This window comes from Amycolatopsis sp. NBC_01307, assembly GCF_035975215.1.
Classification (GTDB): domain Bacteria; phylum Actinomycetota; class Actinomycetes; order Mycobacteriales; family Pseudonocardiaceae; genus Amycolatopsis.
Window position 1 is genome coordinate 9,298,601 of record NZ_CP108403.1, and the last position, 24,079, is coordinate 9,322,679.

Annotated in this window: 20 protein-coding genes; 8 read left to right on the top strand and 12 right to left on the bottom strand. The window is 70.1% G+C overall.

Translation table 11 applies throughout. From position 1 onward, the window contains the following. Positions 1–18: 18 nt before the first annotated feature. From asnB to OG439_RS41690, 8 genes are all read left to right on the top strand, one after another. Entirely contained in the window at positions 19–1,938 is a 1,920-nt protein-coding gene (asnB, locus tag OG439_RS41655; RefSeq protein WP_247060391.1) for an asparagine synthase (glutamine-hydrolyzing), read from the top strand. Continuing rightward, positions 1,935–4,118: a bi-domain-containing oxidoreductase gene (locus OG439_RS41660; RefSeq protein WP_326945949.1), complete on the top strand. Its 2,184-nt coding sequence runs from the start codon at positions 1,935–1,937 to the stop codon at positions 4,116–4,118. The genes asnB and OG439_RS41660 overlap by 4 nt, the downstream gene beginning before the upstream one ends. After that, positions 4,115–6,055, top strand: a complete 1,941-nt coding sequence (locus OG439_RS41665; RefSeq protein WP_326945950.1) for a heparinase II/III family protein — start codon at positions 4,115–4,117, stop codon at positions 6,053–6,055. Before OG439_RS41660 ends, OG439_RS41665 begins: the two co-directional genes overlap by 4 nt. Before the next feature lie 9 nt (positions 6,056–6,064). Continuing rightward, positions 6,065–7,588 (top strand): right-handed parallel beta-helix repeat-containing protein, encoded by a 1,524-nt coding sequence (locus OG439_RS41670; protein ID WP_326945951.1) that lies wholly within the window; start codon positions 6,065–6,067, stop codon positions 7,586–7,588. A gap of 1 nt (position 7,589) precedes the next feature. Continuing rightward, on the top strand, positions 7,590–8,861 hold the full coding sequence (locus tag OG439_RS41675; RefSeq protein WP_442792253.1) for an O-antigen ligase domain-containing protein: 1,272 nt from the start codon (positions 7,590–7,592) through the stop codon (positions 8,859–8,861). Then, the gene (locus OG439_RS41680) at positions 8,858–10,033 is read left to right on the top strand and encodes a glycosyltransferase family 4 protein (protein WP_326945952.1); all 1,176 of its coding nucleotides are present in this window, start codon (positions 8,858–8,860) and stop codon (positions 10,031–10,033) included. Before OG439_RS41675 ends, OG439_RS41680 begins: the two co-directional genes overlap by 4 nt. Continuing rightward, positions 10,030–10,677 carry a phosphatase PAP2 family protein gene (locus OG439_RS41685; protein ID WP_326945953.1) on the top strand — a complete coding sequence of 216 codons (648 nt, stop codon included), beginning with the start codon at positions 10,030–10,032 and terminating at the stop codon, positions 10,675–10,677. Before OG439_RS41680 ends, OG439_RS41685 begins: the two co-directional genes overlap by 4 nt. Before the next feature lie 139 nt (positions 10,678–10,816). Next, positions 10,817–11,431, top strand: coding sequence for a maleylpyruvate isomerase family mycothiol-dependent enzyme (locus OG439_RS41690; RefSeq protein WP_326945954.1), 615 nt, complete (start codon positions 10,817–10,819; stop codon positions 11,429–11,431). Here OG439_RS41690 and OG439_RS41695 read toward each other — a convergent pair. From OG439_RS41695 to OG439_RS41750, 12 genes are all read right to left on the bottom strand, one after another. After that, positions 11,418–11,663 (bottom strand): hypothetical protein, encoded by a 246-nt coding sequence (locus OG439_RS41695; protein ID WP_326945955.1) that lies wholly within the window; start codon positions 11,661–11,663, stop codon positions 11,418–11,420. The two genes, OG439_RS41690 and OG439_RS41695, sit on opposite strands and share 14 nt — an antisense overlap. A gap of 164 nt (positions 11,664–11,827) precedes the next feature. After that, the gene (locus OG439_RS41700; protein WP_326945956.1) at positions 11,828–13,309 is read right to left on the bottom strand and encodes a right-handed parallel beta-helix repeat-containing protein; all 1,482 of its coding nucleotides are present in this window, start codon (positions 13,307–13,309) and stop codon (positions 11,828–11,830) included. Positions 13,310–13,477: 168 nt separating this feature from the next. Next, positions 13,478–14,794 carry a glutamate-1-semialdehyde 2,1-aminomutase gene (locus tag OG439_RS41705; RefSeq protein WP_326945957.1) on the bottom strand — a complete coding sequence of 439 codons (1,317 nt, stop codon included), beginning with the start codon at positions 14,792–14,794 and terminating at the stop codon, positions 13,478–13,480. A 5-nt stretch (positions 14,795–14,799) separates the two neighbouring features. Further along, positions 14,800–15,348, bottom strand: coding sequence for a dTDP-4-dehydrorhamnose 3,5-epimerase family protein (locus tag OG439_RS41710; RefSeq protein ID WP_247060404.1), 549 nt, complete (start codon positions 15,346–15,348; stop codon positions 14,800–14,802). After that, positions 15,345–16,529: a polysaccharide pyruvyl transferase family protein gene (locus OG439_RS41715; RefSeq protein ID WP_326945958.1), complete on the bottom strand. Its 1,185-nt coding sequence runs from the start codon at positions 16,527–16,529 to the stop codon at positions 15,345–15,347. Before OG439_RS41715 ends, OG439_RS41710 begins: the two co-directional genes overlap by 4 nt. Further along, the gene (locus OG439_RS41720) at positions 16,526–17,470 is read right to left on the bottom strand and encodes a glycosyltransferase family 2 protein (RefSeq protein WP_326945959.1); all 945 of its coding nucleotides are present in this window, start codon (positions 17,468–17,470) and stop codon (positions 16,526–16,528) included. The genes OG439_RS41715 and OG439_RS41720 overlap by 4 nt, the downstream gene beginning before the upstream one ends. 7 nt (positions 17,471–17,477) lie before the next feature. After that, positions 17,478–18,860, bottom strand: a complete 1,383-nt coding sequence (locus OG439_RS41725) for a hypothetical protein (protein ID WP_326945960.1) — start codon at positions 18,858–18,860, stop codon at positions 17,478–17,480. Positions 18,861–18,865: 5 nt separating this feature from the next. Next, positions 18,866–20,146, bottom strand: a complete 1,281-nt coding sequence (locus OG439_RS41730; protein WP_326945961.1) for a DUF4910 domain-containing protein — start codon at positions 20,144–20,146, stop codon at positions 18,866–18,868. Continuing rightward, a complete protein-coding gene (locus OG439_RS41735) occupies positions 20,146–21,165 on the bottom strand; it encodes an NAD-dependent epimerase/dehydratase family protein (RefSeq protein ID WP_247060415.1) in 1,020 nt (339 codons plus the stop codon). The genes OG439_RS41730 and OG439_RS41735 overlap by 1 nt, the downstream gene beginning before the upstream one ends. A 5-nt stretch (positions 21,166–21,170) precedes the next feature. After that, positions 21,171–21,818, bottom strand: coding sequence for a PIG-L deacetylase family protein (locus OG439_RS41740; RefSeq protein ID WP_326945962.1), 648 nt, complete (start codon positions 21,816–21,818; stop codon positions 21,171–21,173). Then, complete coding sequence (locus OG439_RS41745) at positions 21,815–22,606, bottom strand: glucose-1-phosphate cytidylyltransferase (RefSeq protein ID WP_247060419.1); 792 nt, start codon at positions 22,604–22,606, stop codon at positions 21,815–21,817. Before OG439_RS41745 ends, OG439_RS41740 begins: the two co-directional genes overlap by 4 nt. A 1-nt stretch (position 22,607) precedes the next feature. Then, on the bottom strand, positions 22,608–23,903 hold the full coding sequence (locus OG439_RS41750; protein ID WP_326945963.1) for a class I SAM-dependent methyltransferase: 1,296 nt from the start codon (positions 23,901–23,903) through the stop codon (positions 22,608–22,610). Positions 23,904–24,079 lie beyond the last annotated feature (176 nt).

The following is a 24,079-nucleotide window of genomic DNA, read 5'->3' on the forward strand; positions in this document are numbered from 1 at the left end:
AAGGGGAACCCACTCGAGATGTGCGGCATCGCAGGCACCTACCTCTGGCCGGACGGCGGACCGCTGACCGACCGGCTGACGAAGACGCTGGCCCACCGCGGGCCGGACGGCTCCGGCCGCTACGACCACGTCGTCGGCGGCACCGGCGCCGGTGAAGTCCACTTGGGACACCGGCGGCTCTCGATCGTCGACCTGACCGAGACCGGCGCCCAGCCGATGGTCCTCGACGGCCTCGCGCTGAGCTACAACGGCGAGCTGTACAACGCGCCCGAGCTGCGCGCCGAGCTGACGGCCGCCGGCGTGCGCTTCCGCGGCACGTCCGACACCGAGGTGCTGCTGCAGGCGTGGCGGCGCTGGGGCACCGACTGCCTGCCGAAGCTGCGCGGGATGTTCGCCTTCGCGATGTTCGAAGAGGGCACCGGCGAGCTGTTCCTGGTCCGCGACCAGCTGGGCATCAAGCCGCTGTTCTTCGTGCACCGGGCCGGCGGTGTCGCCTTCGCTTCCGAGCTGAAGGCGCTGGCCGGCGAGCTGGGCGGATCGCTGCAGATCGACAACGCCGCGCTGGTCGCGTCGCTGCTCTACTACTGGGTGCCGGACAGCCGCTGCGCTTACGAAGGCGCGGAGAAGCTGCAGCCGGGCACGTGGCTGCGCTGCCGCCCGGACGGCCGGGTCGACCGCGGCCGCTTCTGGTCGCTGCGCGAGGTCGCCGAAGAGGGCGCGGCCTTCGAGGGCGAGGTCGACCTGCACGAGGTGATCGCCGAGTCGACCGCCAAGCACCTGCTCTCGGACGTCCCGGTCGCGACATTCCTCTCGGGTGGGCTGGACTCCAGCTACCTGACGGCGCTGGCCGCGCGGTCGCAGCCGGGGATCTCGGCCTACACCATCGGGTTCCGCGCCGAGGACGCCAAGTTCGAGGCGATGCCGGACGACTTGAAGTACGCCCGGATCGTGGCCAAGCAGTTCGGCGTCGACCTGCACGAGATCGAGATCGCGCCCCAGGTGCTCGACCTGCTGCCGAAGATGACCTACCACCTCGACGAGCCGATCGGGGACCCGGCGGCGATCAACTCGTTCCTGATCTGCTCGGCCGCGCGCGACGCCGGCGTCAAGGTGATGCTGTCCGGCATGGGCGCCGACGAGCTGTTCGCCGGCTACCGCAAGCACCTCGCGAACCTGATCGCGTTGCGCTACCACAAGGTTCCGGGCGCGGTCCGGCGTCCGGTGGAGTCCCTGGTGGACCGGCTGCCGGTGGCCTCGGCCAAGCGCGGCTACCGCTCGGTGCGGTTCGCGAAGCGGTTCCTGTCGTTCGCGGGCCTGCCCGAGGAGACGGCGTTCCGGCGCAGCTACACGATGTACGACCAGGCCGAGCTGCTCGGGTTGCTCAACCCGGACCTCGCGCCGACGGTCGACGACGTCCTCACCGAGCACGCCGACACGTACAACGACCAGTCGCTCGACGACTTCGTCAACCGGATGTGCCTGGCCGACTCGCGGATGTTCCTGCCCGGCCTCAACCTGACCTACACCGACCGCTCGACGATGGCGGCGTCCACCGAGGTGCGGACGCCGTTCGTCGACGTCGAGGTCGTCCGCGCGGCGTTCCGGACCCCCGGCAACAAGAAGATCGTCGGCCGCGCCGGCAAGGTCGCCCTCAAGAACGCGGCGCTCAACATCCTGCCCAGCGAGATCGTGCACCGGCCGAAGGGCCTGTTCAGCGCGCCGCTGCGGGCCTGGATGAGCCGCGACCTCGCGCCGCTGGTGCGCGAAGTCGTCAACGAGGGCGTGCTCGTCGAATCCGGTTTCCTGCAGCGCGAAGCACTGCAGCGGATGGTCGCCGAGGACGCCGCCGGCCAGCAGGACCGCAGCAAGCACCTTTGGCACATCTTGACCCTTGAGTACTGGTACCGGAACGCGATGTCGGGAGCGGGAGCGAAGTGAAGCAGGTCGTCCAGAACTACAAGAGCGGTGAACTGGCACTGCTGGAAGTGCCCGAGCCCGCGTGCAAGGCCGGCGGGGTGCTCGTCCGCACGGTGTACTCCCTGATCTCGACCGGCACCGAGATGATGAAGGTGTCCGAGGCGAGCCTGTCCCTGGTGGGCAAAGCGCGAGCCCGGCCGGACCAGGTCGCGAAGGTCGTCCAGAGCGTGGCGACCAACGGTCTTTCGGCGACCTACCGCAAGGTGACGTCCAAACTGGACTCATACACGCCCCTCGGTTACTCGTTGTGCGGCATCGTCGAGCAGGTCGGCGACGGCATCACGGACGTCGCGGTCGGCGACCTCGTGGCCTGCGCGGGCAACGAGCACGCGCTGCACGCCGAGCTGAACTGGGTGCCGAAGAACCTCTACTCGCGTGTGCCGGCCGGGGTCGACCCGCGGCACGCGGCGTTCGGCACCGTCGGCTCGATCGCGATGCAGGGTGTGCGCCGCGGCGAGCCGCAGATCGGCGACGTCGCCCTGGTCATCGGGCTCGGCTTGATCGGCCAGCTCGTGGTGCAGCTGCTGGTGTCGTCCGGCGTGCGCGTCTTCGGTGTCGACCCCGACCCGGAGCGCTGCAAGCTCGCCGAGAGCCTCGGCGCGCTGGTGTGCAGCCACCCGGGTTCCGGCGTGGTGGACACCGCCGTCGACGAGCTGACGCACGGCGCGGGCGTCGACCAGACGTACCTCGCCGCGGGCGGCAACACGAACGATCCGGTGGAGCTGGCCGCGAAGCTGTCGCGCGACCGCGGCCGCGTGATCGACATCGGCAAGTGCAAGCTCGACCTGCCGTGGAACGCCTACTACGAGAAGGAACTGGACGTCCGGTTCTCCCGCTCGTACGGCCCCGGCCGCTACGACCCGTCGTACGAGCTCGAAGGCCGGGACTACCCGATCGGCCAGGTCCGCTGGACCGAGCGCCGCAACCTCGAGTGCGTCATCGACCTGATCGACCGCGACCGCCTCGACGTCGAGCCGCTGATCACGCACGTCTCGGACTTCTCCGAGGCCGTCGAGACGTACAAGTCCCTCAACGACGGTGAGCTCAAGGCCGTCGCGGTGCTGTTCCGCTACCCGGACGCGGTCGCGAAGACCGAGCCGGTCGTGACGTCCGCGCGGATCGGGCTGGTCGAGCACAAGGCCGCGCCGAAGCCCGCCGGGCAGCCGGTGCGCCTCGGCTTCGTCGGGGCCGGCAACTACGCGTCGTCGATGCTGCTGCCGCACCTCGTCGAGCGCGACGACGTCGAGCTCAAGCACGTCGCGACGACGTCGGCGCTGTCCGGCGCCAACGCGCGGCGCAAGTTCGGCTTCGCCGAGGCGTCCACCGACATCGACAACGTGCTCGGTGACGACTCGATCGACGCCGTCTTCGTCGTCACCCGCCACAGTTCGCACGCCGAGCTGACCCGCCAGGCGCTGCTCGCGGGCAAGACGGTGTTCGTCGAGAAGCCCCTGGCGCTGACGGAAACCGAGCTGCAGAAGGTGCTCGACGCGATCGAGGAGTCCGGCAACGACCGGCTGCAGGTCGGCTTCAACCGCCGGTTCGCGCCGCTGCTGCACGAAGCCCGCGGCCAGTTCGGCCCGCGCGTCGGCCCGGCGACGGTCCGCTACCTGGTCAACGCCGGTCGCCTCGACCACGGCAGCTGGTACAACCAGACCGCCACCGAGGGCTCCCGGTTCGCCGGTGAAGGCGGGCACTTCATCGACACCGTGAGCTGGCTGCTCGACGCCGACCCGGTCTCGGTCTACGCGACCGGCGGCACGGACCTGCAGATCACCCTCGGCTACGGGGACGGTTCCACCGCGGTCATCACCTACGCCGAAAGCGGTTCGTCGGGCTTCCCGAAGGAGACGCTCGACGTCACCGCCGACGGCAAGGTCCTGAGGTTCGACGACTTCGTCCGCGCGTCGGTGTTCTCCCGCAAGAAGTGGGCGAGCTCGCGGCTCCCGAAGGGGCGCGACAAGGGCCAGGCCGCCGAGGTCGACGCCTTCCTCGAAGCCGTCCGCACCGGTGGCCCGATGCCGATCTCGGTCGCTTCGCTGGCCGCGACGACGTTGGCCACGCTCGCCGCCCAGACCAGCGTCGCGAACTCGGCGCCGGTCCGGATCGAGCTGCCGCGGAAGGCGGGTGCCCCGGCATGATGGGTCCCGGCTGGTACCTCCGCCGGCTGTCCCGGATGGGGCCGGCGGAGGTCGTCGGCCGTGCTCGGCACGCCGTCGTCCAGCGGCAATGGCGGTCCGCGCTGCCCGAGCCGCCCGCGTGGCCGTCACACCCACGGTTCACCGCCCAGCTGCCGGACGGCGTCCTCGGCAAGGTCTCCGGCGAAGCCGTCACGCGGCTGCTGGCCACGGCCGACCACCTGATGGCCGGCCGCGCCGAGTACTTCGGCGTCCTGCGCGACGACATGGTGTCGCCGGACTGGGCCCTCGACCCGAAGACCGGCCGCCGCGCGCCGCTGGACGTCTACGCCTTCGACGTGCCGTACCGGTCGGAGGACGAGGTCGGCGACATCAAGCAGATCTGGGAGCCGTCGCGCCACCAGCACCTCACCGTGCTGGCCGCGGCGTACGCCCTGACCGGCACCGAGACGTACGCCGAGCGCGTCGCCGCGCACCTGCGGTCCTGGTGGGCGGCCAACCCGCCGTTGCGCGGGCCGCACTGGGTGAGCGGCATCGAGCTGGGCATCCGGCTGCTGTCGTGGGTCTGGGTCCGCCGCCTGCTCGACGGCTGGGCGGGCGTCACGGCGTTGTTCGAGGACAACCCGGACTTCCACCTGCAGCTGTGGCACCACCAGAACTGGCTGGCGACCCTGCGCAGCCACGGCTCGTCGGCGAACAACCACGTCATCGCCGAGGACGCCGGCCTGCTGGCCGCGGCGTGCGCGTTCGGCTGGTTCCCGGAGTCGCCGCGCTGGCGGGCCGAGGCGACCCGCTCGCTGGACGTCCAGCTGGGTCGCAACACCTTCGGCTCCGGGCTCAACGCCGAGCTCGCATCCGAGTACCACGGCCTGGTGCTGGAGCTGGGCCTCGCGGCGGCGCTCGAAGCCGACGCGGCGGGCACCCCGGTGCCGGACTCCACCTGGGACGTCCTGCTCCGGATGACCGACGCCTTGGCGTCCATTGTGGACAACCGGTTCCGGCCGCCCCGGCAGGGCGACGCCGACGACGGCTTCGGCCTGATCGTCGACGGCTCCGAGACCAACCGCTGGGCGTCGCTGCTGGCCACCGGCGAGGTCCTGTTCGGCCGCCTCGACTGGTGGCCGGTGCCGGGTGACGACGTCCGCACGCCGCTGCTGACCGCACTCGCCCTCCGGACACCACGAGCCACGGGCGTCCGCTCCGGCCGGCGTCCCGCCCACCTGCGGGACGCGGGCATGACGATCCTGCGCTCGGGAAAGGTCTGGGCGCGGTGCGACGGCGGGCCGCACGGTTTCCTGTCGATCGCCGCGCACGCCCACGCCGACGCGCTGTCGGTGGAGGTCCGCCACGACGGCGTCGACATCCTCGCCGACCCGGGCACCTTCTGCTACCACGGCGAGCCGCAGTGGCGGTCGTACTTCCGTTCCACGCTCGGCCACAACACCCTCGAACTGGGTGGTCAGGACCAGTCGGTGTCCGGCGGGCCGTTCCTCTGGACCCGGCACGCGGTGACGAAGGTGCTCGGCGTACACACCCCCGACCACGGCCCGTCCCACTGGTCGGCGGCCCACGACGGCTACGCGCCGGCGGTGCACCGCCGGACGGTGGAGCTCGACGGCGCCGTGCTGAAGATCGTCGACGAGGTGCTCGGCGACACGGGCCCGGCCGCGCGGCTGGCGTTCCACCTGGGCCCGGCCGTCACGGCCACCCTGGACGGGAACGTCGCCCACCTGCGCTGGGAGGGTGACGGCCGGACGTTGGCCCCCGTCCACACCGCGGAGCTGGAACTGCCGGCCGAGCTGACGTGGACGGCCCACCGGGGTGAGCTCGACCCGCCGCTCGGCTGGTACTCGGCGGGCTTCGGCCGCAAGGAACCCTCGACCACCCTGGTCGGCTCCGGCACTCCCGGACACTCGATCACCCTGCTCCGCTTCAGTTAGGACCCGCCCGTGACAGCCCGCCGCTCCCGACTCCGCCGTGCCGCTCCGCTGCTCGGCGTGCTGCTCACGCTCGCGGCGTGCTCCAGCAGCCCCGACACCGGCGGCCCGGCCCAGGCGACCTCGGCCCCCAGCGGGTCGGTCGCGGCGGTCTGCGACAAAGAGCCGGCCGGCCCGACGGCGGCGCCGGCCGGTGCGGTGATCGTCGACCCGGCGGTGCCCAACGATCTCGCCGTGAAGACGCGTGCGGCCGGCCCGGGCACGACGTTCTGGCTCAAGCCGGGCAAGCACATCCTCGGCGACGACAAGTACGACCAGGTCTCGCCGAAGGACGGCGACGTCTACATCGGCGCGCCCGGTGCGGTCCTCGACGGCCGGAAGATCAACCAGTACGCGTTCACCGGGCACGGGAACAACGTCAAGCTCACCTACCTGACCGTGCAGGGCTTCGCCGCGCCCCGCGACGAAGGGGTCGTCAACCACGACTCGGGCGACGGCTGGCAGATCGAGCACTCCACGATCCAGGACAACGACGGCGCCGGGCTGATGGCGGGCGCGCGCCAGCAGGTGCGCGGCAACTGCCTGCGCCGCAACGGCCAGTACGGGATCAACGCCTTCTCCGGCAGCACCCCGATCACCGCGCTGGTCGTCGAGGGCAACGAGATCGCCGGCAACAACACAGGCGACTGGGAAACGAAGATCGACGGCTGCGGCTGCACCGGCGGCGTCAAGTTCTGGGACGTCAACGGCGCCGACGTCCGCGGCAACTGGGTGCACGACAACCACGGCACCGGGTTGTGGGCCGACACCAACAACAACGACTTCCTCATCGAGGGCAACCTCATCGAGAACAACGACAGCGCCGCGATCATCTACGAGATCAGCTACAACGCGATCATCCGCGACAACACGATCCGGAAGAACAACTGGGTCGACGGCCGCAGGTACGCCGACAAGGGCGACAACTTCCCGACGCCAGCCATCTACATCTCCGAGTCCGGCGGCGAGCCGCGGATCAAGGCGCGGACCGCGAAGATCGAGATCTCCCGCAACTTCCTGGAGAACAACTGGTCCGGGATCACGTTGTGGGAGAACGCCGACCGGTACTGCAACAGCCCGGCCAACACCTCGTCCGGCGACTGCACCCGCCTGGTGCCGAACGTGAAGACGTGCGCGGCGCCGGCGATCACCACCGAGCCGCTGCTGAGCGACTGCCGCTGGAAGACCCAGCACGTCGACATCCACGACAACAAGTTCGTCCTGGACCCGGCCGTGGTCGGCTGCCAGGCCTCGTGCGGCCGGATGGCGCTGCTGTCGAACTTCGGCACCTACCCGGACTGGTCGCCCTACAAGAACGACGTCGTCCAAGAGGCGATCACGTACAAGCAGGACAACCGCTGGCACGACAACAGCTACGCCGGGCCGTGGACGTTCATCCCGTACACCACCGACCGCGTCATCGAGATCGGCGAGTGGCAGGGCTCGCCGTACTCGCAGGACTCCGGAAGCACCTTCACCGCGCAGGGCGGGGGCTGACATGGCGACACAAACCCGAACGACGACGAGGATCCGCGGCGAAGCCACGGTCGAGCCCGCGTCGTCGACGCCGAAGTGGGCGGCCCTGGCGTGGGCGCTGCTGATCATCAACACGCTCGGCTCGACCGGCGCGAAGACGGTCATCCCGCTGCCGCGGTCGGTCAGCCAGCTGGTCACGATGGGCTCACTGATGACGGCCTTCGTGATCGCGCTGGCCCTGAACAAGCATCTGCGGATCCGGCCGAGCGCATACCTGCTGCTGCTGACGTTGCTGCTGCTGTCCAGCATCCTGGCCAGCGCCGACCTGAAGGAAGGCGCGGGCGCGCTCTTCCGGTGCTTCCGGCTCACGGTCTTCCTCTCCACGCTCTGGTTGCTCACCCGCTGGTGGGACGGCGGGTTCGGGTTGGTCCGGTCCCACATCCGGACGTACGGGATCGTGCTCGCGTCGGTCGCGGTGGGCCTGGTCGTCTCGCCGGGCAACGCGATGCCCGAGGAGTATGGCGGCCGGTTGTCCGGCGCGATCTGGCCGCTCACGCCGCCGCAGATCGGCCAGTACGCCGCGGTCATCTCCGGCCTGACGCTCCTGCTCTGGTTCGGCCGCCGCACGACCTGGCGCAGTGCCCTGATCATCGTGGTGCCGGCCCTCGCGCTGCTGCTGCTCACGCACACCCGCACGGCGACGCTCGGCCTGCTCGCCGGGCTACTGGTGGCCTTCCTGTCGATGGCGCTGACCAGCGCCCGCGCCCGCAAGGTGTTCGCGTGGACGGCCGGTATCGGCGGTGTCGGCGGCCTCGTGCTGGCCGGCGCGCTGCAGGCGTGGTTCCTCCGCGGGCAGAGCGCGGACAACTTCTCCAGCCTGACCGGCCGCGCGAAGGTCTGGGACGCGTTGCTGGAGGCCCCGCGGACGACGTCGGAGTACATCTTCGGCGTCGGCCTGACGGACAAGTCCTACGACGGCCTCCCCATCGACAACAGCTGGCTGGCGATCTACCACGAGCAGGGGTTCGTCGGGATCGCGCTGGTCGCGGGCTTCCTCCTCACGTTGGTCGTGGTGGCCGTGCTGCGGCCGCCGTCCCTGGCTCGCGCGTGCGCGATCTTCCTGATCACCTACTGCATTTCGGCCTCCTACACCGAGGCCGGCCTCGGCGACGCGTCGCCGTACCTGCTCCACCTGGCCTTGGCCGCGTCGCTGCTGGTCCGCGGGGTGCCGCAGTCCGACGAAGAAGCATTCATCCCGGCGAAGGGGGCAAGCGTGCGAGGTGCAGCCGCGTGAAGGTGCTCGTGGTCCACAACCGGTACCGGTCCGAGCAGCCGAGCGGTGAGAACAACGTCGTCGACGCCGAGGTCTCCCTGCTCGCCGAGGGCGGGCACAAGGTGTCGTTGTTCGAGCGCCGCAGCGACGACATCGCGCAGATGCCGTTGCCCCGCAAGGCGACCGTTCCGCTGATGATCCCGTGGAACCCGGCGGTCCGGAAGGAGCTCGCGGCCCGGTTGCGGGCGTCGCGTCAGGACGTCGTGCACATCCACAACACGTTCCCGCTGCTGTCACCGTCGGTGGTCGCCGCCTGCGCGGACGCGGGCGTGCCCGCCGTCGCGACGCTGCACAACTACACGATGGTCTGCCCGCCGGGCACCCTGCACCGCGACGGCCACATCTGCACCGAGTGCGTCGGCGGCTCACCGCTGCCCGCGGTGAAGCACGGCTGTTACCGCGGATCGAGCGCCGCGACGGTGCCGATGGCGGCCAGCATGATCGCGAACCGCCGCCGGTGGTGGACGGGCGTGTCCCGGTTCTTCTGCATTTCGGCGGCTCAACGTGACCTCCTGGTGTCGGCCGGGATGCCCGGCGAGCGGATGGCGGTGAAGCACAACTTCGTCACCGACCCCGGTGTCCGCCGCACCGGCGACGGAAAGCACGTACTGTTCCTCGGCCGTATCACCGAGGAAAAGGGTGTCGGCCTGCTGATGCGGGCGTGGGACCAGCTCGGCGGCGCCCTGGGCGTGCCGCTGGTCATCGCCGGCACCGGCCCGATGCAGGACGAGGTCGCCACCTGGGCGTCCGGCCGGCCGGACGTCTCGTACGTCGGCCTGCAGAACAAGGCGGAGTGCCGCGCCCTGACCGCCGACGCCGTCGCCGTGGTGGCGCCGTCGACGTGGCTGGAGGCGTTCGGCCTGGTCGTCGTCGAGGCGATGGCGGCCGGCGTGCCGACGGTCGCGGCGGCCCACGGCGCGTTCCCCGAGCTCGTCGAGGACGGCGTGACGGGCCTGTTGCACCAGCCGAACGACGCGGCCTCGCTCGCGGACCGGCTGCGCCAGGTGACCGGCGACCGGAACCAGGAGATGGGGGACGCGGCCCGCGTCCGGTACGAGAAGGACTTCACCCCGGCGGTCGGGCTCGACCGGCTGATCTCCGGGTACCAGGCCGCGATCGAGGCACACGGGTGAGGGAACTCGTCCGGACGGCACCCGAGGCCCTGCCGGTCGCCTTGCGGGCCCCGCTGGCCATGTCGGGTGCGCTGGCGACTGCGGTGCTCGTCGCGCTCGGCATCCTCCACTTCCACGACTCCGGCCTGACCGGGATCGACGCGGCCGTGCTGCCGTCGCTCGACGGCGTCCGGCCACCCTGGCGGTACGTGGCGCTGGTCTTCGACTTTGGCGGCGAACCGGTCGGGTCGACGATCCTGGTCGCTCTGGTCGCGCTGCTGGGTTTCCTGGCCCACCGGGTCCGGATAGCGGTGCTGACCGTGGTCGGGGTCCTGGCCACCGTCGCGGTGACGACGGTGCTGAAACCGATCGTCGGCCGCAAGATCCACGGCGAGTTCCTGTCCTACCCGAGCGGTCACACGGCCATGGCCACGGCCCTCGCGCTGGTCATCGGCCTGCTGGTGGCCGACCGCCTGCACCTGGGCCGCACGGCGGGGGTGCTGCTCATGCTGGTGCTGGCCGTGGTCGCCGGGATCGCGATGGGCTGGGCCGAAGTGTCCCTGGGCGCGCACTACCCGACGGACGCGATCGGCGGGTTCTGCGCCGCGCTGGCGGTGGTCCCCGCGATGGCGTGGGCGGTGGACCGCGTCGCCGATCGCCTCTGACGACTCCGCGGTCGTCGGCGGGGTGACACTCGCGGCGCCCAGGCGCCGGTCCGGTTGTGTGGCGGTTCTCCGGGCGAACCTGTCGGTCTCGGTCGGGCTTGTTCGTCGGTGGGGTGACCGACTCGCGAAGGAGACCCCGATGATCCAGGACCTGATCGCCGCGGAACGCCGTGAGCTGGCGGCGGTGCTCGATGGCCTGTCGCCGGCCGAATGGGCGACGCCGACGTTGTGCGCGGGCTGGCGCGTGCCGGAGGTGGTCGCCCACCTGACGATGCCGTTCCGCATGTCGACCGGCCGGTTCGCCCGCGAACTGCTGAAGTCCGCCGGGCGCTTCAACCACATGGCCGACCGGGTGGCGCGACGCGACGCGGCCGAGCTGTCGTCCGAGGCGCTCGTCGCCTCGCTGCGCGACAACGCCGAACACCCCTGGCGGCCGCCGGGCGGGGGAGCGGAAGGCGCCCTGAGCCACGACGTGATCCACGGCCTGGACATCACGACCGCCCTGAGCCTCGACCGGAGTGTGCCCCGGGAACGGCTCGAGGTGGTTCTCGACGGTCTCAAGCCGAAGCAGGTGAGGTACTTCGGCGCCGATCTGGCGGGCGTCTCCCTGCGCGCCGACGACCTCGACTGGTCGTACGGCACCGGCTCGCCGCTCACGGGCGCCGCCCAGGATCTCCTGCTGGTGCTCTGCAACCGGCGGCTGCCCTCGGGGCGGCTGCGAGGAGAGCCGAGTTCGCGGTTCACCACGGTCTGAGCTCTCTTCGAAGTCTGTCCATCGTGGACAGCCGCGGTGTTCCGGTTTCTCCGCTGACGAACCAGTCGGGGATGTCATGCCGTTCGAGCACGCATCCCCTGCTGCGCAAGAAAGGGACGAGCAGTTCACCGACGTCGTCGGCGCGCGAGTAGAGGACGCCCATCGCGTCGAACGCGACGACGTCGGTCGCGTCATGGCGGAGGGTTTCGGGAACGGGGCTCGAGGTGGCCATGTCTCCGAAGGTACCGAACACTCGTGCGAACACCATCGCTTGAACGGGTGATTGCGGTGTCCGGAATTCACCACTCGCGACTTTTCCCTTGTGTACCAAGGGAAATCTTCATCGAAGTCGTGATCGTCGGAGAAAAGTGTCGGAACCCGGTGCCATAGTCGTGATCAGCAGCCGGCGGACCCACCGTCGAACGAAGAACACGCGTCCTGCGAGTACGGGCCCGCCCGCCAGCCCGCAGGGTCGACCGTCCTGGAGGTGTCATGCACGACGAAGGTCCACGGCCCCGCATAGGAGTTGTCGTGCCACCGGTTGTCCTGCTGGAACGTGATCGCTTCCTGGACCACGGTTCCCTTGTAGGGCGACCAGTCCGGGAACGTCCCGTAGTTCGACAGCAGCGCCATCCGCCCGCAGAAGCTCGTGCAGCCCACCCGCCCAGGATCGAACCGGAAGGTGTTCCCGTGAATCTCGACGTGCTGGGTCTTCCAGCGGCAGTCGCCGTAGGCCGGCGCCTTCGTGATGGTGCCCGCCGAGCACGAAGACGGGGAAGCCACCTTTGTGCAGTAGCCCGAAGACGTGTTCGCCGGGCTGGTGCAGAAGCGGTCGGCGTTCTCCCACAGCGTGATCCCGGACCAGTTGTCGACGAACGTGTTCCCGCTGATGTCGATGGCCGACGTCCGCGCCGGCACCCGGGACTCGCCGCCCGACTCCGACAGGTACACCGTCGCGGCCGGGAAGTTGTCGCCGCGCGAGGCGAACTTGCGGCCCTGCACCAGGCTGTTGCCGCGGAAGGTGTTGCCGCGCAGCACGAGGTTGTAGCTCGTCTCGTAGAACAGCGCCTCGGCGTCGTTGGCCTCGAACAGGTTGTCCTCGACGAGGAAGTCGTTGTTGTTCGTGTCGGCCCACAGGCCGGCGCCGTGGTTGCCGTGGACCCAGTTGCCGCGGACGTCGGCGCCGTTCACCGCCCAGAACTTGGCCCCGCCGCTGCAGCCGCAGCCCGGGACCTTGGTCTCCCAGTCGCCGGTGTTGTTGCCGGTGATCTCGTTGCCCTCCAGCACGAGCCCGGTGATGTGGTCGCCTGCCTGGTACGCGTTGAGCCCGTACTGGCCGTTGTTCCGCAGGCAGCTGTGCCGCACGACCTGGCCTGCGCCGGCCATCAGGGCGGCGCCGGCGTTGTCTTCGATGGTGGTGTTCTCGATGAGCCAGCCGTCGCCGGAGTCGTGGTTGACCACGCCCTGGTCCTGCAGCGCGGCGAAACCGCGGATGGTGAGGCCCTTGATCTCGACGTCGCGAGCCTGCTGGGTGAACGCCGCGCGGTTGACGCCGCGGCCGTCGACGACCGCGCCGGGAGCGCCGAGGTAGACGTCGCCGTCCTTGGGCGCGACCTGGCCGAACTCGTCGGTGCCGAGGGTGTGGGTGCCGGGCCGGAGCCAGAAGGTGGTGCCCGGCGGGTGCGCCGCCGTTTTGGCCGAGAGGTCTCCGTCGACGCCCGGTTCGACGGAGACCGCCCCGGGCGGCGGTTCCTCGTACGCCGCGGGCTGGTGATCGCACACCGGCCCGGGCCCGTCGGCACCGTTCGCGATCGCCGGGCAAGCCACGGCGATCAAGAGCGAGCAAGCACCGACGAGAAACGCACGAGATCTGCCCATGGCAGGACGCTACGCACGATCGGGCGGGAAAACAGTCACCCTCAAGTGTCCTCATCGGACCCAACGAGTGAAACCGGCTCCCCGGAGCGGGGATCCGGTGGCGTGCTCCGGACCCGCGACCGCCCGGCGCCCGGCAGGAACCGGGCACCGGGCGGCGCGGGGGCCGGGTCAGGCGCGCTTGCGGAAGACCGGCTGCACCGGGCGGCCGCCCATCCACGGCGTGGGGTCGTTGGCGTCGAGCGCCTTGCGGTAGACCGTGCAGGCCTGGGCGACGACGTCGATCGTCTTGTCGATGTCCGCCTCGGTGAGCGCGGCACTGACCACGAAGGACGGGCCGAGCACCCCGCCGCTGATCAGCTCGCGCAGGAACAGCGTCCGGTACGGCTGCGACGGCTTACCTTCTTCGTCGAGCGTGCCGAAGACCATGTTGCTGGCCCGGCCGCGGACGACCACGTGGTCCTCGACGCCGATTCCGGCCGCGACGTCGCGGACGCCGGCGGCGAGCCGGTCGCCGAGGGCGTGCATGCGGCCGATGACGTCCTCGTCGCGGTAGACGTCCATCACCGCCATCGCGGCGGCGAGGGAGTGGGTCTCGGCGCCGTGGGTGGTCGAGAGCAGGAACACGCGCTCCCGGTCGGTGCGCAGCCCGCCGATCTCCATCAGTTCCCGCTTGCCGGCGAGTGCGGAGACGGCGAAGCCGTTGCCGAGGGCCTTGCCGAACGTCGAGAGGTCCGGGGTGACGCCGTAGAGGCCCTGCGCGCCGTGGGCGGACCAGCGGAAGCCGGTGATCATCTCGTCGAAGATCAGCACGACGCCGTGGCGCGTGGCGAGCTCCCGCAGGCCCTGCAGGTACCCCGGCGGCGGTTCGGCCGCCGCGGCCGGCTCCAGGATCAGGCACGCGATCTCGCCGTTGTGGCGCTGCAGCAGCTCCTCGGCGGCCTGCAGGTCGCCGTACGGGAAGGACACCGTCTGCTCGGTCGTCTCGTCCGGGATGCCCGCGTTCATCGGCGTCGTGCCGATGAACCAGTCGTCGGTCGAGAAGAACGCGTGGTCGGCGCACTTCGCGACGAGCTTGCGCCCGGTCGCGGCGCGGGCCAGCCGGACCGCGGCCGTGGTGGCGTCGGAGCCGTTCTTGGTGAACTTCACCATGTCGGCCGTCGGCACGTTTTCGAGGAACCGCTCGGCGGCCTCGGCCTCGATGATCGACGGGCGGATGAAGTTGCTGCCCTTGTCCAGTTCGCCGCGGACGGCGTCGAGGACGCGGGGGTGGGCGTGGCCCAGGCTGACCGCTCTCAGCCCGGAGCCGTACTCGATGTACTCGTTGCCGTCGACGTCCCAGACGTGGCCGCCGCGGCCGTGGGAGATGACCGGGGCCATCTCGAAGGGATACTGGTCCGAGCCCTTGGCGTAAGTGTGCGCACCACCCGGGATGACCCGGTGCAGCCGCTCGTTCGCCGTCGTGGAGCGGGGCAAGTTCGTTCCCATGGGGGTCACCTCGTTGGTTTCAACGCCTCTCCGAGAGACGGCGCACGTTCGTCTCGGTCACTGGCCAGTGTGACTGACAGTGGCCAGGAAATGTCCAATTCAGGGTCTTTGTACGAAATCGTAATGTCTTCGTTCGGATTGTGCGCCCGATCGATACGGTACGAAACGTCAGAGGGATCTGTGAGTGACTGGAATCCGTGCGCGCACCCCGCGGGGATGTATACCGAAACCTGCGTCTCACCGGAAAGTTCGAAAGTCTTGATGTTTCGGAATGTCGGGGAATCCGGTCGGAGATCCACGACGACGTCGAAGATCGCGCCGTGCGAACAGCGCACGAGCTTCGACTCGCCGGCCCCGCCGCGCAGATGCATTCCGCGCACGACTCCCTTGCGGGACCGGGAAAGGCTGTCCTGGGCGAAGCCGTCCGGGTCGATCCCGACCGACGCGACGACCTCGCGGTCGAAGGTGCGGCTGAAGAAGCCGCGCACGTCCACGTGGGGTGCCGGTTCGAACAGGTACACGCCCTCGATTTCGGGCACCGGAATGGCCTTCATCGCCCACCCCCGAAGAGGGCCGCCGAAAGGGCGGCGAACTGGTCCTTGAGCCGTTGCGCGTTCATCTCGTTCCGTTCCAGCAGTGTCTGGCGCAGTTCGGCCGAACGGTTCTCCAGCTCGGTGAACTGTTCGACGAGCCGGTCGAAGTCGACGGTCTTCGCCCGCTGGGTGAAACCGCCGAGCCCCATCTCCGCCATGAGGACGTCGTTCTTCGGCGCGTACCCGATCGCCACGGTCGGTTTCGCGACCTTCAGGGCGCAGAGCACGTTGTGGTAGCGCGTCGCCACCACGCGGTCAACCGCGGCCATCTCGTGCATCAGCTCGTCCAGGGTCTCCGCCGAAGCCGCCGTCACCAGCGGGGAAGCGGTCTTCTCGATGATCTCGTCGACGACCTGCCGGTCGATCTGATCGCCGATGAACAGCCGGACGGGTCTGTCCTGGTCAACGAGCCAGCCGACAAAACGGTTCATCGTGTCGACGTAGTGGCGGTAGATCCGGTCGGCGTCGGCGCGGTCGTCGTTGCCGCCGTAGTAGGCCATCACGCCGACACCGACGGTGCCCGGCTCGCCGGCGTCGTCCGGGGTGGGGAGGGAGAACGCTAGGTCGGGATACACCTGGTCACGGCTGGTGTCGACGCCCATGGCGCGCATCGCGTCGCGAGAGATGTCGTCGCGGTAGGAGCGGTAGGTGGCCAGGCGGCCGACCCAGCGGACCAGCGTCCGCGTCGCCCGCGCGCTGATCTCGTTGGCGCCGACCGAGACCAGCGCCACCTTCGTTCCGAAGAGCCGGCCCGTGGCCGAGAGGAGGAACAGCGAATACGGAAAACCCCAGGGACGCAACGGAAGCGTCGCTTCGAGGACACCCATGCCCGGCACGATGACGACGTCCTGCTTGCGGACCCAAGCGGCCGTGCGGCCGATGTCGACGAGCTTGCCCAGGCCCTTCAGGACGATCGACCGGAGGCCGGACGCCGTCTCGTACTCGGACTGGTTCCAGTGCAGGGGCGTGGTGTCGAGCCCGTACCGCTCGCGGACGACCTCCGGACCGCCCACGAGGGCGCCCAGCACGGCGTCCGGGTACTCGGCGCGCAGGTAGCCGAGCACGGCTTCTAGGGAACCGTCGTTGCCGAGGTTCCCCGAGCCGAGCAGGCCGAACACGCCGACGCGAGGGGCACGCTTCACGCGAGCCTGCCTTCCCGGCCGGCCACGATCTCGTTGACCGTGGCGACGTCGGAGGCGGTCGGCGCGCGGTCCTCGACGCGCTCGCCGTGGCCGGAGCGCGCGCGGTCGGTCAGCCAGCTGCCGAAGTGCCGGAAGCACTCGCGCTTGTCGGCGCCCGAGATCGGGGAGCGGCGGATCAGGTCGGCGAACCCGACGATGTACTCGCCGACGAGGCGGACGGTGGGGTTCCGGAGCCGGTCCGCGCGCCGCGGGTCGAGGTTGGCGCACCGGCTCCGGATGGTCGGGTTGGCCCGCTCCGCGCGGCCCGGGTGGTCGCGGCGGAAGTAGAGCAGCTCGGGCACCTGGTAGAACGGCCCGTGCAGCGCCATCTCGGCCGAGTACGTGCGGTCGGCGTGGTGGTAGCTGTCGAGCGGCTTGACGCGGCGGAGGACGTCGGCGCGGATGACGCCGTAGAAGTCGTCGCCGCCGGGCTCGAACAGGATGCTGCGGAAGCGGTCCGGGGCGTGCCGGGAGCCGGTGTTCAGGGTGTACTCGAGCGGCTGGACGATGCGGCCGTCGCCGTCGATGATGGCCTGGTCGCAGTGGGCGAGGATGACGTCCGGGCGCTCGTCGAGCGCCTCGACGCAGCGCTTGAGGAGGTCGCGCGCGTAGAGATCGTCGTGGGAGACCCACTTGAACAGCTCGGTGCGGGAGACGTCGAACACGAAGTTGTGGTTCGGTGTCGCGCCGATGTTCTTCGGCTGGCGGACGTAGCGGATCCGCGAGTCCTTCTCGGCGTAACGGCGGCAGATCTCGTCGGTCGCGTCGGTGGACGCGTTGTCCGAGATGATCAGCTCGTAGTCCTCGTAGGTCTGGCCGAGCAGCGCGTCCAGTGACTCGGCGAGGTACTCCTCGCCGTTGTACACCGGGAGGCCGAGGCTCAGCCGCGGGACGGTGGTCATGGAGTCCTCATTCCTTGATCGGCTCTTTGATCGGCTCGAAGACCACGGTGATTTCGTTGATCGTCTCCTTGAGCGGCGCGAAGACGATGGTGGCGTCGCCGGCCCCGGCGTCGTCCGGGGCCGGCGGCACGTACTCGCGCAGTCCGAGCCGCAGCTGCAGCCACCAGACGACGGATCCGGTGAGCGTCGCGGCCGCGACGCCCCACGCGGACCCGGCCGCACCGCCCAGGAAGGCTCCGGTGATGCCGAACGTGACGTAGAACAGGGAGGCGATCAGCTGCGACCGCAGGCTCCGCGGGGCGGCGCCGAGGGCCCGCAGGCCGGCCGCGGCGCCGGTCGAGAAGCTCGCGCCGACCACGGCGAGGGTCACCGGGAGGATCAGCGGGGACGACGAGTCCCACACCGAGCCCATCACCCAGCGGCCCGCCGCGTCCGGCAGCAGGAGCAGCAGCGCCAGGCCCCAGCACAGCGCGGCGGCGGCCTGGCCGCCGCCGAGGATCATGCAGAAGTGCTTCAGCCGGTGCGGCGCCCGCTGAAGCACCCGCGCGCCCTCGGCGACGGTGACCAGGGACAGTCCCATGAGCAGGGCCAGGAACGGGCCGAGCAGCTGCTCGGCGCCGCGGACCGCGCCGACGGCGGTGATGCCGGCGATCGCGCCGAGGCCGTACGCCCGCAGCTGCGACGCGCCGCTGTTGCTGACGTTCTCGACCAGGTAGCGGACGCTCAGGTCGCGCTGGGACTTGAACCAGCCGAGCAGCGCGCGTGGGTGCGGGAGGACGCCGGTCTGGAACCAGCCGAAGACCGCCGCGACCGCGCCGGAGATGCCCCAGGCCAGCACGAACGCGACGACCGTGCCGATCTCGGCGGCGATGACCAGCGCCGGGATCAGCGCGACGCCCCACACGCAGTCGTTGATGAACGCCTTCTTGCCCGCACCGCGGGCGAAGAACGCGAAGCGCCAGGCGTCCTGCAGCAGCAGGCCCGGCAGCACGACGGCGAGCGCGACGAACGCGTTGCCGAGCGGGCCGCCGGCCGCGAGTCCGGCGACCAGGCTGATCACGCCGGTCACGCAGCCGACGCCGATGGCGGTGCCGGACGCGCTCGCCACGCCGTGGCGCCAGCGGTCCTCCGAGACGGCGCTGAAGCGCACCATCAGCGGGTCGGTCGCCAGGCCGCGCGAGACGTTCAGCACCACGCCGTACGTCACCCAGGCGAGGCTGAAGATGCCGAACGCGAACGTCCCGAGCGAGCGGGCCACGTACAGGCCGACCGCGAAGTTCGTCAGGCTCGAGACCGCCTGGTCGCCGAGGCCCCAGCTCAGCCGTCCGGCCATGGCGCGCACGGCGCCGTTCCGGAGCAGCGAGCCGGAGGCCCGGCGGTGGTTGGCCACGTCGCTCACTCCTTGACCAGACCGGCGTCGTGCAGGGCACGCGCCGCGACGTCGACGATGTCGAACGGCAGGCCGGCCCGCTCGGCGATGTCCAGGAGCGAGTGGTCGCCGTCGGAGAGGTTGAGCACCCAGAGCATGGCCATCTGGGCTTCCTTGGCGTCGCTGCGGCCGCCGAGCGATTCGTACAGCCCGCGCTTGCCGAGCTGCGGCTCGCCGTACGGGCTGAGGTTGACGTACCGGCGGTTGCGGTCCAGGACGCCGAAGGCGTCGCGAAGCGCGCCGAGCGTGTCCTCCATGGCCGCGGGCGAGACGAAACCCGGGTTGTCGGCGGAGGTGTGGTACTCGGGGTAGCCGGCGTACGGCGTCCGCGTCAGGGAGCCGACGCCGAGGTTGAAGCCCGGCGAGCAGAACTGGCGCTCGTCGTAGCCGTACGGCGAGAAGTCGACGACCTTGTGCTCCCGCGAGCGGAGCACGTGCTGCACGACGCGGTCGATCTCGGCGTCGTCGCGGCGGGACTTCTTGTACGTCAGCGGGCCCGGGTCGCCGGCGCACGCCAGGACCAGCCCGTGCTTGACCTTCTCGATCCGGTCGGAATTGCGCGCCAGCCAGGTGATCGAGCCGATCGTGCCCGGCATGAACAGGAACCGGTACGTGTAATGGGGCTGGACGAGAGCCAGCTGCTGCGCCAGCGAGACCGCCACCGCGATGCCGGCGAGGTTGTCGTTGGCCAGCGACGGGTGGCACACGTGGCAGGACACGATGACCTCGTCGGTGACGCGGCCCGGGACGACGTGCTCGCCGTAGGTGAGCGAGCCGTCCGCCAGGGTCGAGTCGATGACGACGTCGTACTCGCCGTCGGGCAGCGCGTCGAGCTTCTCCTGCGCGAGGCAGAATCCCCAGGCCGGGGCGTAGTAGCTGGTCCGGTAGGGCACCCACGACGGCCGGTCCGGCAGCGTGTGCAGGTGCTCCCGCAGCTCGCTCAGCGGCAGCCGCTCCGACACCGGGACGCTGTAGCCGACGACGTGCAGGTTCGACTCCCGGAAGTCGATTACCCGCTCACCCGAAGGAGTGGCCACGTAAGCGTCGCGGATGTTCCACTCCTGCGGGATCGTCCAGTCCAGCACCTGGGTGCCGGTCGGGACCTCGTGCCGCTCCAGCGCGATGTGCTCGCCGATGATGTCCAGGGTCTGCCGCACGCCGTCGCCGGTGATGCTGCGGCAGATCGGGTACAGCCGCTCGACCAGGGCGTGCAGTTCCGCCCCGGTCCGCAGCTGCGTGCCCGCCACTAGTGCCGCCGCAGGGTGTCGTCGACGCGGCCGGCTTCGCCCTCGCTGCGCAGCCAGGCGAGCCTGGTGAACAGCTTCTCGAACGACTCCCGGGTCAGCCCGAACTTCCGGTAGGCCTCGATCAGCTCGACGGCGCCGTCCTTGACCGACCACTCGCAGGCGAAGCCCGGGATGGCTTCGCGGAAGCGTGAGAAGTCGACGCGGTAGGAGCGCGGGTCGGCGCCGGCCTCGCCGGTGATGTTCAGCGTCGAGCCCGGCACGGCCTCGACGACCTCCTGGGCGATCTCGGCCACGGTGACGTTGTTGTCCTCGGTGCCGATGTTGAAGGCCTTGTTGTGCACGGCCTCCTTCGGCGCCGTCAGCGCGGCGGTGAACGCGCGCGCGATGTCCTGGGCGTGCACGAGCGGCCGCCACGGCGTGCCGTCGGAGAGCACCAGCACCTCGCCGGACAGGTGCGCGTGGGCGGTGAGGTTGTTCAGCACGATGTCGCCGCGCAGCCGGGGCGAGTAGCCGAACGCCGTCGCGTTGCGCATGTAGACCGGGGTGAAGTCGTCGTCGGCGAGCTCGTGGACGTCGGCCTCGACGCGCACCTTCGACTCGGCGTACGGCGTCACCGGCTTCAGCGGCGCGTCCTCGTTGACGAGGTTCTCGCCGCCCGCGCCGTACACCGAGCAGGTCGACGCGTACAGGTAGCGCTGGACACCGGCGTCCTTCGCCAGCTTGGCGAGCTTCACCGACGCGTGGTGGTTGATGTCGTAGGTCAGCTCGGGCGCGAGCGAACCCAGCGGGTCGTTCGACAGCGCGGCCAGGTGGATCACCGCGTCGACGTCGGAGACGTGCTTGGCCGTGACGTCGCGCAGGTCGACGGCGTACCCGCCCGGGTCGGCCGGCGCGGGCCCGAGCAGGCACTGCTCGAACAGCCCGGAGTCGAGGCCGACGACCTCGTGGCCGGCCGCGGCGAGCACCGGGGCCATCACCGTGCCCAGGTAGCCCTTGTGCCCCGTCAGCAACACCCGCATCGAATTCAGCCCTTCAGGTCGAGAGTGAGTTTCTTGACGAAAAACGCTTCGGCGTACTTCGCGGCCGCTTCGATCCCGCGGATCCGGGCCAGGCCGAGGAAGGCCTCCCGGTCGTACCAGCCGCGGTGCCGCTGGGACGCGTAGTGCGTCTGCAGCAGCCGGACCTTCTCCTCGGCGACGTCGTCGTCGAGCGGCTGGTAGACCGACGGGGCGCCGAGGTCGCCGTCCCACTTGACGATCTCGTAGCCGAGCGCCAGGTGGTCGCGGAACGCCGTCGGCACCAGCTTGGCCAGCCCGCGGTGGTCCTGGTGCGCGTCGTCGGTGCGCGGCGCCAGGATGACGTCCGGGTCGGTCCGTCGCCGCAGCTCCTCCAGCGCGTTCTTGGCCTCTTCCCAGTGGGCCGGGAACCGGCCGTCGGGCAGCTTCAGCACCGTGACCTCGACCTGCGCGCCGGGGCAGAACGCCGCCAGCGCCGCGCGCTCCTCGTCCTCGCGGGGCGTGCCGCCGCCGGAGAGGACCAGCGCGTCGACCCGCAGGCCCGGCCGCGACGCGCACATCGTCAGCAGGGTGCCGCCGGCGCCGATCGCGATGTCGTCGCAGTGCGCGCCGAGGGCGACGACGCCGCCGAGCTGTCCCGGCCGGAGCCCGATCACGCGGTGCTCGCGACGGGCCGCTCCCAGAGCGCCCAGGGCTTCTTGCCGTGCGTGTAGGCGTCGTCGAGCGCCGCGCGCTCCTTGACCGTGTCGGTCGGCTTCCAGAACCCGCGGTACGGGTAGGCCAGCAGCCGGCCGCGCTTGGCCAGCTCGCCGCAGCCGTCGGCGACCAGGTCGCCGTTCTCCGGGATGTGGTCGAAGACCTCCTGGCGGAGCACGAAGTACCCGCCGTTCTCCCACAGCGGCATTTCGCTGACGGCGGTGATCGCGCCGACCATGCCGCCTTCGTTCATCTCCACGCAGTGGAACGACGACTGCGGCGGCACGACCATCATCGACGCGCCGGCGTCGGTGTTCTCGAACCGCTCGATCATGTCGGGCAGCGGCGCGTCGGACAGGACGTCGGCGTAGTTCGCGAGGAACATCTCCTCGCCGTCGAGGTGGTCGCGGACGCGGCGCAGGCGCTCACCGATCGGCGACTCGATCCCGGTCTGCACGAACGTGATCGTCCAGTCGGCGATGTCGGTGGAGAGCAGTTCCGGCTTGCCGTTGCGCAGGACGAAGTCGTTGGAAATGGTTTCCTGGTAGTTCAGGAAGAAGTTCTTGATGTGCGCCGCGCCGTAGCCGAGGCACAGGATGAACTCCGTGTGCCCGAAGTGCGCGTAATACCGCATGACGTGCCAGATGAGCGGTCTCGGACCGACCATCGCCATCGGCTTCGGAACGTCGTCGGCCGCGCCGTTGCGCATCCGCATCCCGTAACCACCGCAGAAGAGTACGACCTTCACTTCAAGACACCTCGACGATTTCCAGGCGGGGGATGGGGAACACGAGCTTTCCGCCCCAGGCACCCACGAACGACAGCTGTTCGGTCAGTTCCTCCCGGAGGTTCCACGGGAGGACGAGCACGTAGTCGGGCCGATCGGCTTCGATCCGCTCCGGGGGCAGCACCGGGATGCGGGTGCCCGGGGTGAACCGGCCGTGCTTGTACGGGTTGCGATCGACCGTGTACTGCAGCAGGTCAGTGCGGATGCCGCAGTGGTTGAGCAGGGTGTTGCCCTTGCCCGGGGCGCCGTAGCCGACGACGGTCTTCCCGTCGTTGCGCGCCTCGATGAGGAACTTCAGCAGGTCCAGCCGCACGCGGGTGACGCGCTCGGCGAACTCGGTGTACCCGGACAGCTCGTGCAGCCCGGCGGCCTTCTCCTGCTCCAGCACGTCGGTCATCCGCTCGCTGGGCTCGCCCGCGACCGCTGCGACAACCGGGGCGCCGCCCCGGGCCGGGGGCTCCGCCACCCGGGACCCCCCGAAAGCCTCGGTGGGACGCGCCCACAGCCGGATCGAGCCACCGTGCGTCGGCACGAGTTCGACGTCGACCACGGTCAGGCCGCCGGTCGCCAGCGCGCGGCGGGCCGATTCGACCGTGTAGTACTGGAAGTGCTCGTGGTAGATCGTGTCGTACTGGTTCTTCTCGATCAGCGTGAGCAGGTGCTGGACCTCGATGGAGACCCAGCCGTCGTCCGCGACCAGGGCGCGCAGGCCCTTGGTGAAGCCGAGGACGTCGGGGATGTGCGCGTAGACGTTGTTGGCGGCGACCAGGTCGGCCGGCCCGTGCTCCTCGCGCACCTGACGGCCGGTTTCCTCGGAGAGGAACGCGGTCAGGGTGGGCACGCCGGCGTCGCGCGCGGCCTGCCCGACGTTCACCGAAGGTTCGACTCCCAGACACCGGATCCCGTGCCCGACGACGTGCTTGAGCAGGTAACCGTCGTTGCTGGCGACCTCCACGACGAACGACTTCTCGTCCAGCCCGAGGCGCTCGACCGAGCCGTCGACGAAGCGCTTCGCGTGCTCCACCCACGACGTCGAGAAGGAGGAGAAGTACGCGTACTCCGTGAAGGTGTCGTCCGGGTCGATCAACGGCGGGATCTGCGCCAGCCAGCACTCGGTGCACACGATGAGGTGCAGCGGGAAAGTGGCTTCCGGCTCGTCGAGCTGTTCGGCGGTCAGAAATCGCTCACACGGGGGAGTCGCGCCGAGGTCCACGACGCTGGCCGTGTTTGTCGAACCGCAGAGTCGACATGTGGTCATCTACCAGGCTCCTTGGACTCGCGGTCGCGATATGCGTTAGACACGTCGAGCGGCGGTGGAAGGTCGTTACAGCGACGCGTGCCGGGCCGGTGGACCGATTCGGAACCGCAACATCACCACGCCAACCAGGTGACCTGTGGTGCAGATCACGGACGGTGCCGGTCCGGATCCGTAAC